A 12,062-nucleotide genomic window follows, 5' to 3' on the forward strand; every position below is an offset into this window, starting at 1 on the left:
GACTCAAAGTGGCTTGACGACTGGGGAGGGGGCGGGCACGGCGACCGACACGGGCGGCTGATCCCAGATCCCGCAGGTCTCGCCCGCACCCACGCCCTCGAAGAAGCCGCGCATGGCGGTGAAGCGATGCCGATTGGCCAGCGCCGTATTGATGACCTGCGCCAGAGAACCGGCACCCGCGGGCCCCATCAGCGGACGCGCCGAGATGAGATTCGTGAAATAGAGCGCCGGGATGCTCATCTCCTTGGCCGCCTGCACGACCGGCGTGGTCCCGATCGCGAGATCAGGCTCCAGCGCCTTCACGGCCGCGATGTCCTGCTCCAGCGACGCACGGAACGCAACCGGCACCCCGCGCGACTCCAGCCAGGCGAGGTCCGCTTCGGACCAGGGGGTGCGTCCGCAGGCGGTGCCGACATAGGGGACGTCCGCACCGGACTCGATCAGCAGACGCGCGACCAGCAGCTCGGACCCCTCGTAGCCGGAGACCGTCACCCGGCCCTTGATCGGACTGCCCGACAGGGCACCGGCGATGGCCGGCAAGATCTTGTTCTTGGCCAGATCGACCTTGGCCTGAGCGATCCCGCAGGCCGCTCCGATCGCGTCGAGCCAGCTCGCGGTGCCTTCGCACCCGACCGGAGCCGAGCCGACGACGGGGCGACCCGCCAGGCCAAATTCGCGCGCGCTCGCGGTGTATTGCGGATGGATGGCCGCAGCGACGCGACAGTCGAGCGCCCCGTACAGCTCGCGCCATTCGCGGGTCGGCACGACCGGGCCCGGGGCCAGTCCCATCGGCTCGAGCATCATCCCGATGCCGACCGGATCGGCCGGGAACATTTCGCCGAGCAGGGTCACGGTCGGCCGTTCGCTGCGCCCCCCGCGCGGTGCCTGCACCGGACCTTGCTCGGCCTCCGTGCGCGCATACTGCAGCATGGCTCCGGCGAGCACGTCCTTCGCCTCGGCATGGGTGGGCACCCCGAATCCGGGTACGTCGATCCCGAGGATGCGCACGCCGTTGAGCTCTTTGGGCAAGAGACGCAGCGGCACGCCCGAGGCGGTCGGCACGCAGAGGTTGATCACCACGATGGTGTCGTAATGATCCGGATCGGCGAGCTTGAGCACCGCCTCGCGCACGTCCTCGAAGAGTGCGCCCGAGACCAGCGATTCCGAGTCGAAGGGTACATAGCCGACCGAGCGGCGCGCACCGTAGAAGTGCGAGGTGAAGGTCAGGCCGTAGACACAACAGCCCGAGCCGGCGAGCACCATGGCCGTGCGCCGCATGCGCAACCCGACGCGCAAGGCGCCGAACGCGGGACACATGGTCTGGGGTTGATCGTGCGGGCCCTTCGGATAGTCCTCGGCATAGCGCTTCAGCAGCTCGCGGTTTCCCGACGCAACCGCGGCGGCGTGCAAGGTCTCGGCGCCGCCGTGACAACCGCCCCCCTCTCCCGCGTCGACCGAGCGATCCACGATCGGCCCTTCGCGCTCGGATTGCTCAGACATCGTCGTAGATCACCTCGAGCGAGGGTTTCTTGAAGGTCTCGGCACTGCACATGTCCTCGGGCCGCGCCGGCTCGAGCACGACATGCCGGCCGACCACATCGCCCGTGAAGAGACCCAGCAGGCCATCCTGATCCAGCGGTTTGGGATGGATCGGCGGCGCCAGGCCCACGTTGGTCGCCAGCTCTTCGAACAGCGGCCCCCAGCGATCGCCCGGTCGGCCAATAATTTCGTAATTGGCGCTCTTGCGCCGGATCTCCTCGTGTGCCGGGATGGTCGCCAGGATCGGGATCTCCACGGCCTTGGCAAAGGCTTGGGCCTCGCCGGTACCGTCGTCCTTGTTGATCACCATGCCCGCCACGCCGACGTTGCCGCCCAATCCGCGGAAATACTCGACCGCCGAGCAGACGTTGTTGGCGACGTAGAGTGATTGCAGGTCGTTCGAGCCGACCACGATCACCTTCTGACAGAGATCGCGCGCGATCGGCAGACCGAAGCCGCCGCAGACCACGTCGCCGAGGAAGTCGAGCAGGACATAGTCGAAATCCCACTCGTGGAAGCCCATCCCTTCGAGCAGCTCGAAGCCATGGATGATACCGCGACCGCCGCAGCCCCGACCCACGTCGGGACCACCCAGCTCCATCGCGAAGACACCGTCGCGCTTGAAGCAGACGTCGCCGATGCTGACCTTGTCGCCGGCACGCTTCTTCTCGCCCGATGTTCCCAGGATGGTGGGACAGGCACGCCCGCCGAACAGCAGTGTGGTGGTGTCGCTCTTGGGATCGCAGCCGATCAGCAGGACCTTCTTGCCCTGCTGCGCCATCATGTAGGACAGATTGGCCAGCGTGAAGCTCTTGCCGATGCCGCCCTTCCCGTAGATCGCGATGATCTGGGTCTCCTTGATGGAGGGCGTGGCGATCGAGGGTGCGCCGACCGGATCCTTGGTCGATTGGCGCCCGGGCACCAATGCGGGACTCTTGACGGATACACTCACGAGATCGATCTCCAATCCAGGATCATTTTCAGACAGTTGGGGTCGCCGAACGCGGTGCGATAGGCCGCATCGGCACGGGTCGCGGGCTCGCGATGGGTGATGAGCCCGTCGAGCGACAGACGTCCCGAATCGAGGAGCTGTTTGACCGCGACGATATCCGGCGGACGCCATTCGGCAGCGACCTGGATGCGCGTCTCGCGCATGAAGGCCGGCGGGAACGAGAAGGACAGAGGTTGGCTGTAGAACCCGGCGAGGATGACCTCCCCGCCCGGCGCCATGCGTGCGATCAGGGTGTCGAGGATTCCCGAGTCGCCGCTGACGTCGCAGATGCGCCGATAGTCCGTGCGGTGGTCCTGATCCGGCGCGACGACCTGATAGCCATGACCTTCGGCGCCTTGCGCGCGCTCCGGGTTCGTCTCCCACACCGTCGGGCGAGCGCCCTCGGCCAAGGCCGCGATCCGCGCCACCAGCCGACCCAGCACGCCATGTCCGACGATGAGGTCGACGGGGCCGGCATTCAGGCCGCCGATCGCGTGATGGGCGGTCGCGGCCAGCGCGAGCAGGACGGCATCCTCTCCGAGCGCATCGCTGACCGGCACGGCCCGCTCGCCGGGGAGCACGATCAGGGAGGCCGCTCCGCCGAACAGACCGCGCGCCTCGTTGTAGCAACGCGCCCCGGGCACGAAGACGCGCTGGCCGACCTCGAGCCCCGACCGATCGCCGGCCCAGGTCACGCGACCGACCGATTCGTAGCCGGGCACCAAGGGATAGCCCATGCCGGGGAAGCTCGGCATGCGCCCGGACCAGAGCAGACGCTCGGTGCCCGTGCTGATTCCGCTCCATTCGATCGCAACCATGACATCGGCGTCGCCCGGCGGGGTGAGCGTCAGCGGCTTGAGCGCGAGGGATTCGGGCTGATCGAGAACGACGGCGAGGGTATCGAGGTTCAATGTTCGACCCTGAGAGTAGCAATCAAAGGCATTGGAGTTTAACCCAACTCGAGCGCGTCCGGCACAAAGCGCCGGACTTTTGCACGGAACGGACCTCAGGCCATGCGCGTCGCGGCGAGCAAGCGCGTCAGGATCGGCCGCGCGGTCGGCACCAAACGCACTGGATCGAAGACGTTGAGCCGGAGCATGTTTTCGATCTCCACCGGGGTGCGTGGGCGCCCGCTGCCCATGGCGAGGAGATAGAACCCGAAATAGGCGTCGCCGATCGGCTGGGCGCCCGACGTTCCGGACATCGGCTCGGCGACCAAGAGGGTTCCGCCAGTCGGCAAGACGCGCCGAGCGGCCTTGATGATCGCGTCCGCTTCTTCGTCGTTGTGATCGTGCAGTACCCGGACCAGAGACACGACATCCGCGCCCTCCGGCAAGGGATCGCGCATCACGTCGCCCCCGACCGCGGTGGCCCGATCCGCGAGCCCTTCGCGCTCGAAGCGCGCGCGCGCGCGCTCGGCGACCGCCGGAAGATCAAACAAGATGACCTTCAGATGCGGCCAACGCTTGGCGGCCGTCACCAGGAAAGTGCCGTCGCCGCCGCCGACGTCCAAGAGGCATTTGCAATCCTTCAGCGAGTAGGCATCGAGCACATCGCCGGCGATCAGGGACTGGCTGTCGGACATGAGCGCCGTGTAGCCGTCGATCGATTGCTCGTCCACGCTCGCCGCGTCGGTGTTGGCCGCGTAGGACCAATAGCTCGACAAGGCTGTGCGCTCCGCCTCGCCCCGCAGCAGGGCGACCGGATCGGCGAGATCCGCATAGACCATCGCGTGATGCTCGACCATGGCGGCAATCCCGGGGTTTCCGATCATGGCCGCGCCCAGCTCGCCCAAGGCGTAGCGCTTGTCCTCGCACACGGCGACCAGACGCAAACTGACCGCGGCGCGCAGCAGGCGAATCGCGCCTTCGGGCGGAAGCGCCATCCGCTTGGCCAAGGCGTCCGCGCTCTGCGAACCCTCCGCGAGAATCTCGAACAGCTTCAGGCGTACGCACGCAAACAAGACCTGCGAATAGACGAACCCGGCGACGATGTCGAACAGCTCGCGCGCACGTTTCTGTGCAATCGGGCGGGTCAAGGGAAAGGCCGAGGCCCAGCGCTGAAAACCGGGGCTTGCCAGGAGACGGTTGCGTACACCCAACCAGGAATCAAAGATCGACACGTCCTAAACCTCGACGAATGAATAAGAAGGTTAAAGAAAGGTTAAAGGCGAAAATGACCGCTGGGACGTGCAGAGCAGGTCCCTGTCGAAAACCAGGGCTGAAAATCGCGTCCCGCCCGAGCGGCGTCGTCCAACGACACACAATAGGCGGCACACCACAGGCGCGAACGACCGACAGCGGTTGGTTGACGTGCGAACCGACGCGACCTAAACCGCGTCCAGAGCGACATGCGTCATTTTCACTTTGTGTTTGGCGTCGAGGATATCCTCGACCGCGGCAAGACGCGATTTAAGATACTAAATCTTAATCTTTTTAATGCCTTAAACCGCGCCAGCTCCGACGGTCGTCGGAGCTGGCGCGGCCAAGCCAATCCGACAAACGTCGCATCTCTCAACGGGCGCGGTTTAAGCGCGATCGGCGAGGCCCTTCGGCATGATATGACGAGACTCCGACATCAGGACCTCGGCAAGCTGCGCGGACCCCGGACACGGCGGGATCGCATCGATGGCACCCTTGACCAACCCGCGAAGCAGCGCGACCGCGCCGTCCACGCCGAGCTCGCCGGCGGCACTCGGTCGGTTCAGCACGGCATCGCGCCCGACCGGCTTGCCGACCTCTTGCGCGCTGGCGGCGACGTCACGCAGATCGTCCGCGACCTGATAGGCTTCGCCGATCTTGTCGCCGACCACGCGCCAAGCGTCTGCATCGGCACCGGCCACCTGGGCACCGGCCGCGGTTGCGGCAGCAAAAAGCGCGCCCGTCTTCGCTCGGTGATAGTCTGCGACCGAGACCTTGGGCTCGCATTCCCAGGCTTGCCCCGCGACGATGCCGGACGGCATCCCGACGGCTCGGCTGACGGTCATCAGCAGCGGCGCCAAACGCTCGGGGCTGTTGCCCAAGACACGGGCAAGGTTCTCGAAGGCGAGGACGATCAAGGCATCGCCGGCCAGCACGGCCAGCGGCTCGCCGTAGGCCCGATGGACCGAGGGCAAACCCCGGCGCAACGGAGAGTCGTCGAAACAGGGCAGGTCGTCATGGACCAAGGATGCGCAGTGCAGCAGCTCGATGGAGGCGCCCGCAGCATCTGCTGCCTCGACATCGCGGCTGCCGCAGGCCGCAGCGACGGCCAAACAGAGCCTCGGTCGCACGCGCGCACCGCTCGGGAAGACGGCATGGCGAACCGCCTCTGCAAGCCTGGGCGGGCAGGCCGACGTCGTCACCGACTCCAAGGCCGCTGCCAATGCTTGCTCGATTCGCGTGGTTGGGTCCATCGCCGCTCCCCCGGTCGCCGCCGATCTGTAAATATTAGTTGACACTCACAAGTGTCATGTACAATAGACATGGACGCCAACGGCGTCAAATACAAATCGAAAGAGAGGCCATCATCGGATGCCCACAGAGAAAGTCATCGTCGTCGGCGCCGGTATCGGCGGGCTCGTCACCGCGGTTCAATTGGCCTCGCGCGGCCTGGAGGTGCGTGTCCTCGAACGGGCCGCCGCACCGGGCGGAAAGATGCGCGAGGTCGTGGTCGGAGATCAACACATCGACGCCGGACCGACGGTCTTCACGATGCGCTGGATCTTCGAGGAGATCTTCGCAGAAGCGGGCGCATCCCTAACCGACTATCTGACGCTCGAGCCGTTCGAGATCTTAGCACGCCATGCGTGGAGCGAGCATGAGCGCTTCGACCTCTACGCCGACGAGGAGCGCACCATCGAGGCGATCGGCGACTTCGCGGGCGCGGCCGAGGCGAAACGCTACCGCGGCTTCTGCGAGCACGCGCGCACCATCTTCGAGACGCTAGACGGGCCCTTTATCCGGTCCTCGCGACCCAACCCGCTCAGTCTGGTGAGTCGCTGCGGGATCAGCGGCTTTCCGGGTCTGCGCCGCATCAAACCGTTCGACAGCCTCTGGCAGTCGCTCGGCGAGCACTTCAAGGATCAGCGTCTGCGCCAGCTCTTCGGGCGCTACTCGACCTATTGCGGCTCCTCGCCCTTCCTCGCACCGGCCACCCTGATGCTGATCGCCCATGTCGAGCGTCAAGGCGTCTGGTCGGTCGAGGGCGGCATGCACCAGACGGCCGTGGCTTTGGCGCGGCTGGCCGAATCGCTCGGCGCGAGCATCACCTACGGGGCCGACGTGGCCGAGATCCTGGTCGAACGCGGGCGCGCCCGCGGGGTTCGACTCGGCTCGGGCGAGCAGCTCAAAGCCGACGCCGTCGTCTTCAACGGCGACGCCGCCGCGCTCTCGGCCGGGTACTTGGGGGCAGGCGTGGGGCAGGCCGTGGCCAAGACCTCGCCGTCCGAGCGTTCGCTCTCGGCCATCACCTGGAGCCTGGTCGCACGCACCGAGGGCTTCCCGCTGTTGCGCCACAGCGTCTTCTTCTGTCGGGACTATCCGGCCGAGTTCGAAGACATCTTCGGCCGCGGCCAAGTCCCGCGCGAGGGGACCGTTTACATCTGCGCTCAGGATCGCGGCGCCCACGACGACGCCGCACCGCAGGGACCCGAGCGTCTACTCTGCCTTCTCAACGCCCCGGCGAAGGGCGATCGGCACCCATTCGACACCGCGGAGATCGAGCAATGCGAGCAGCGGGCATTCTCACTCCTGGAGCGCTGTGGGCTCCAGGTACATCGGACACCCGAGACGAGCGTCGTTACGACGCCGGCCGTCTTCAACCAGCTCTTCCCGGCGACGGGCGGGGCCCTTTACGGCCAGGCATCACACGGATGGAGGGCCTCCTTCACGCGTCCGCCGTCGCGCAGCAAGGTGCCGGGGCTTTATCTGGCGGGGGGGAGCGCGCATCCGGGAGCCGGGGTGCCGATGGCGGCGATGTCGGGACGCCTGGCGGCAGCGACACTGCTCGCGGACCTCGCTTCGACCTGAGGATCACGCCCGGCGGCTATCTGTGGTGGTATGTGGATGCGTTGAGCGATGACGGCGACCACGGCCTGACCATCATCGCCATGCTCGGCAGTGTCTTCTCGCCCTACTACGCGTGGGCACGGCGGCGCGGCAACCCGGACCCGCTCGATCATTGCGCGCTCAATGTCGCGCTTTACGGCAAGGCCGGTAAGCGCTGGACCATGACCGAGCGCGGGCGCAAGGCGCTGCGCCAGTCACCGGGGCGACTCGATATCGGGCCGAGCCATCTGACCTGGGACGGCACGGCGCTGACCATCGAGGTCAACGAGATCACCGCACCCATCCCCTCGCACGTGCGCGGGCGGATTCGGGTGATCCCGGCCGCCGTCAACACGCGCGAGTTCACGCTCGATCCGGCGGGGCGTCATGTCTGGTGGCCGATCGCGCCCATCTCGCGCGTGGAGGTCGATCTGGAAAAACCGGCGTTGCGCTGGAGCGGGCACGCCTATCTCGACTCCAATCGCGGGGAGGAGCCGCTCGAGGACGCCTTCGTGTGTTGGGACTGGTCGCGCGCCAATACGCCGTCTGGCACCACCATGCTCTACGACGTGACCGCGCGTCACGGGACCGGCGCCGGGCTCGCGCTGCGCTTCAATGCCTCTGGCGAGGTCGAGGAATTCGCGCCACCGCCGCGGGTGCGGCTGCCCACGACCGGGATCTGGCGCATCAAGCGCGGGACCCAATGCGAGCCGGGGCATGAGGCCCGCGTCGTCGAGACGCTGGAAGACACGCCCTTTTATGCACGTTCGCTCGTCGAGACACGCCTGGCCGGCGAGACCGCGACCTGCGTGCACGAGAGCCTCTCCCTCGATCGCTTCGCCTCGCGCATCGTCCAATTGATGCTGCCGTTTCGGATGCCGCGGGTCGGGGGTTGAAGCGCCGCCGGGACGCGGCGACAGACGGTTTGCGGATTAAACCGCGCCCAGAGCGAGATGCTGAATTTCGAGTGCGCTCGGCGTTTGGTGCATCCACGGCCCCTAGCGGGGACGCGGTTTAAGGTATTAAAAAGATTAAATTTAAACCGCGCCCCACCGAGATCAAGGACATCTCCGAAGCCAAGCGCAAAATAGAAATGACGCATGTCGCTCTGGACGCGGTTTAAAGCGCCAGGGCACGGATCGCGATCCGATCGTACTTGCCCGAATCGAGCAGCGGGAGCGCAGGGACCCGCTTGAATGTGCGAGGTCGCTCGGCACCCGAGAGGGTGCCGTCGCACCAGCGCTCGAATGCCGGCTCGTCCAGATCGCCGGCGTAGACCACCACCAAGCGATGTCCCCAGATCGTGTCTTCGAGTGCGACGACGGCGAGATCCGCGATGCCGGGGGCCGCGCGGAGCAGCCCATCCACACGGACCAGTGAGACGTTGTTGCCGCCGATGACCAAGACGTCATCGGCGCGTCCGACAACGCAAAGCTCACCTGCCGCGTCGATGCCGCCCAGGTCGGAGGTCTCGAACCAACCCTCGGCGAGCCCCTGACCCGCAACACGTCTGGGATTGGCGTAACCCGCCATCACCATGGGCCCGCGGACCCGAAGTCGACTCGGGCCTTCGAATCCGTCGCGCCGATCGATCTCCACACCCGGGAGCAACGGACCCACGCGGCCGTCGGCGGGGACGCGCTCGAGCGCATGCGCCGAGGTCGCGATCTGAGACGTGGCCTCGGTCATGCCGTAGGTGAGAAAGAGCGGCCATCCGGCATCAAGTGCGCGCTCGGCCAGCACCGGACTCAAGGCTTGCCCACCGACCAACACGACGCGCAGCGAGCGCGGCGGCGCGACGCCCGTCTCGAGCAGGCGGACCAACATCGGCGGTACCAAAGAGACATGGGTCACCGCGCAACGCTGCAGATCCTCGGCAACGGCCTGCGCGTCGAATCCCTCATGCAGGACAAGGGTCGCCCCGGCGAGCGCCCAGCGATGAATGATCGCCAGACCGCCGATATGGCTCAAACGCAGACAACAGAGCCAGACATCATCGGACCCGAAACCGAGGCGCCGATTCACAGCCGCAGCCGAGACGAGGAGATTCTCGCGGGTCAACATCACGACCTTGGGTCCGCCGCTGCTGCCGCTGGTCTTCACGAGCAAGGCGAGTTCCGAATCCGAGGACCAGGGACTCGCAGATACGGCCCCGGCCGCATGCTTGATCGGGACCAGGATCTTGGACTCGGGACACCAACGCCACTCCGCCCCGGTCGAGGTCGCCAATTCAAGGCGTTCGTTCGGGGTCAGACCGGTGCGATACGGCAACAATGCCGCTCTGATCCGCATGAGCGCCAGGATCATCGTCACCGGCTCGATCACGGGGGTATCCGGACAGAGGACAACCTGTCCCGGCCGAAGCCCCTGATGCGTCAGCGCGGCAACAGTCTCGCCGACAGGTGCATCGCGCCCGACACGACCTCGTCGGGTGCGATCCAAGAGGATGGCGCCGTGAATACCGAATGGATCAGACAAGAGGTGCGATTGCGACCGAATCGAGAGAGGCAGAGTCAGCAGCCGACGGAATCGAGGCTACCAGCGGACCTCGAAGACGCAGGACTCGGCGCCGTTGGCCTGGCAGGCAATCTCGGTGACACGCGCGTTCGGATGGACGAGCCGGGAGAACAGGCGCTCGAAGCTCCCTGCATAGAAATCACAGAGAGGCTGGTTGGCCGAAGCGCCGCGGCAGATCGGACCATCGGTCACCGATAGCCTGGTCGGGCGACCGGGCGTACCGTCGAAGACGCCGCTGCCGACAAAGGTCCAGGCGTTGCGACGAATGGCCGAGATGAGAACGCGGCTCGCCAAGCGCGCCGGCAGGATCGTGAGGAGGCGCTGGACGGGACGCGGGATGCGATTGGCGAGGAGATAATCGCCCGTGCGCAAACCCGCATCGTGCGACACCGGCCGGGCAACCTCTAGGCCCAGTTGATCGCGCAGCGCGGCTTGGAGACGGGCGACCTCGCGCTCGTCGACCATCTCGCTCGGGAGCGCCGTCAGATAGTGTTCGAGATCGGCCGCTTGAAACACCCGGGCAACGGCGTCGGCGCCGCGAGCTGCCTCCAACGCCTCGGCGACACGGATCACGGCATTGGGTCCGACCCGTGCGGACGCACCGAAATCGGTCGGCGCGTTCATGGCCCAGCCGTCGCGCGCCACTGGGTGCTTCCCCAGTCGACCGACGCGTCCTGCTCGACACAGAGCCCGTGCAGCAGATAACGGCCCTCCTCGGTAACCCGAATCCCGTCGTCCGTGACCTCGAGCAGGCCACGTCCGCCGTCGCGGCAGAGACTCTCGTACTCATGCTCCAAACCGTGAGCGGATGAGGCGGGCAGCTCGAGGTTACACATGAGATAGAGGATGGCCTCGCGACGGCGCCGATCTTGATCGCTCAGCCGACGTCCCCAGGACACGGGCAGCAGCCCCGAGGACACACAACTCTGCCAGGTCTTGAGGTCCGGCGCGTTCTGAACCAATGCACCGCCGACCTCCCCGATCCCGCTCGGGCCAAAGGCGAGCACCTGTTTGGCCGGCATCGGGGTGTAGCCGATCGCGTTGCGATAGAGGCGGCGCTCGTCTTGGGCACTGGTCAACTCGTCTGCCTCGCGCGCAAAGACATCCAAACCGACCCAGCGATACCCTGCTGCCGAGAAGGACTGCACGGCCTGATGGAACAGGGCCAGCTTCTCGGCCACCGACGGAAGGTGGTCTGCACTGATGGCGTGTTGATGGGGCCTGCTCACGGGGTCGTGAGCGTAGCTGAAACAGGCGATCCGATCCGGCCCGAGCGCGACGATCTGGTCGAGTGTCGCCTGGAACCCCTCCGGCGTCTGGAAAGGCAAGCCGTAGATCAGATCGAGATTGATGCTCTCGAACCCGGTGTCGCGCGCCGTCAGAAAGACGTCACGCACCATATCGAGCGACTGGACGCGGCCGATCGCGCGCTGAACGTCCGAGTTGAGGTCCTGCACACCGAAACTGATGCGCTTGAACCCGAGCCCGTAGAGAAGGTCGAGCTGACCGGCCGAGGTCCGGCGCGGGTTGCATTCGATCGAGGTACAGGCTTTTTCCGCAATCCGAAAGTGGCGCTCCACGATCTCGATCAGTCGAGCCAGTTGAGGCTCGTTGAGATGGTTCGGCGTGCCGCCTCCGACGTGAAGCTGGTCGGTGACCCGACCCCGACCGATGATGTCGGTGACCAAGCCCATCTCCCGGTCGAGGGCATCGAGGTATTGGTCGACCTTATCCTCGCTGTGCGTGATGGTCGTGTTGCACGCACAGTAGAGACAGCGCACGTGACAGAAGGGCACATGCACGTACACGGAAACGTGCTCATCGGGGCTGTCGCGCAGCCCCATGAGCGCTTCTTTATAGTTCGAATCCGAGAAAGCCGCATCACCACCCATCTGCGAGGCCGCCAAGGCGCACCCCGGCGGCAAATGTCCGAACCGCTCGAGGAGTTCGATCGGTAGGCTTGAAGGGAGTGGAGGCGCCATGTCTTG

10 protein-coding genes are annotated in these 12,062 nt (G+C 66.1%); 2 read left to right on the top strand and 8 right to left on the bottom strand.

Annotated features, from left to right (window positions below; all coding sequences use genetic code 11):
• Nucleotides 1-3 precede the first annotated feature (3 nt).
• The 5 genes from bchY to BDD21_RS03565 form a co-directional block, all read right to left on the bottom strand.
• Complete coding sequence (gene bchY / locus BDD21_RS03545; RefSeq protein ID WP_120795969.1) at nt 4-1,500, bottom strand: chlorophyllide a reductase subunit Y; 1,497 nt, start codon at nt 1,498-1,500, stop codon at nt 4-6.
• Nucleotides 1,493-2,461 (bottom strand): chlorophyllide a reductase iron protein subunit X, encoded by a 969-nt coding sequence (locus BDD21_RS03550; protein WP_425470276.1) that lies wholly within the window; start codon nt 2,459-2,461, stop codon nt 1,493-1,495. Before BDD21_RS03550 ends, bchY begins: the two co-directional genes overlap by 8 nt.
• 26 nt (nt 2,462-2,487) lie before the next feature.
• The gene (gene bchC / locus BDD21_RS03555; RefSeq protein ID WP_120795970.1) at nt 2,488-3,441 is read right to left on the bottom strand and encodes a chlorophyll synthesis pathway protein BchC; all 954 of its coding nucleotides are present in this window, start codon (nt 3,439-3,441) and stop codon (nt 2,488-2,490) included.
• Between the two features lie 95 nt (nt 3,442-3,536).
• Nucleotides 3,537-4,652, bottom strand: a complete 1,116-nt coding sequence (locus BDD21_RS03560; protein WP_120795971.1) for a methyltransferase — start codon at nt 4,650-4,652, stop codon at nt 3,537-3,539.
• Between the two features lie 405 nt (nt 4,653-5,057).
• Nucleotides 5,058-5,924 (bottom strand): polyprenyl synthetase family protein, encoded by an 867-nt coding sequence (locus BDD21_RS03565; RefSeq protein ID WP_120795972.1) that lies wholly within the window; start codon nt 5,922-5,924, stop codon nt 5,058-5,060.
• Between the two features lie 118 nt (nt 5,925-6,042).
• Here BDD21_RS03565 and crtD point away from each other — a divergent pair, with 118 nt between their 5' ends.
• Nucleotides 6,043-7,539, top strand: a complete 1,497-nt coding sequence (gene crtD, locus BDD21_RS03570) for a 1-hydroxycarotenoid 3,4-desaturase CrtD (protein WP_120795973.1) — start codon at nt 6,043-6,045, stop codon at nt 7,537-7,539.
• A gap of 32 nt (nt 7,540-7,571) precedes the next feature.
• Nucleotides 7,572-8,453, top strand: a complete 882-nt coding sequence (locus tag BDD21_RS03575; protein ID WP_342769591.1) for a carotenoid 1,2-hydratase — start codon at nt 7,572-7,574, stop codon at nt 8,451-8,453.
• A gap of 223 nt (nt 8,454-8,676) precedes the next feature.
• On the opposite strand, the gene BDD21_RS03580 is transcribed toward BDD21_RS03575, so the two are convergent.
• The 3 genes from BDD21_RS03580 to hemN are packed head-to-tail and all read right to left on the bottom strand — an operon-like array spanning nt 8,677 to nt 12,056.
• Nucleotides 8,677-10,035: an AMP-binding protein gene (locus tag BDD21_RS03580; protein WP_245969386.1), complete on the bottom strand. Its 1,359-nt coding sequence runs from the start codon at nt 10,033-10,035 to the stop codon at nt 8,677-8,679.
• A gap of 57 nt (nt 10,036-10,092) precedes the next feature.
• On the bottom strand, nt 10,093-10,698 hold the full coding sequence (bchJ, locus tag BDD21_RS03585; protein WP_170164677.1) for a bacteriochlorophyll 4-vinyl reductase: 606 nt from the start codon (nt 10,696-10,698) through the stop codon (nt 10,093-10,095).
• Entirely contained in the window at nt 10,695-12,056 is a 1,362-nt protein-coding gene (gene hemN, locus BDD21_RS03590; RefSeq protein WP_120795975.1) for an oxygen-independent coproporphyrinogen III oxidase, read from the bottom strand. The genes bchJ and hemN overlap by 4 nt, the downstream gene beginning before the upstream one ends.
• Between the last annotated feature and the right edge of the window lie 6 nt (nt 12,057-12,062).

Origin of the sequence: Thiocapsa rosea, from assembly GCF_003634315.1 — a bacterium.
Classification (GTDB): Bacteria; Pseudomonadota; Gammaproteobacteria; order Chromatiales; family Chromatiaceae; genus Thiocapsa; species Thiocapsa rosea.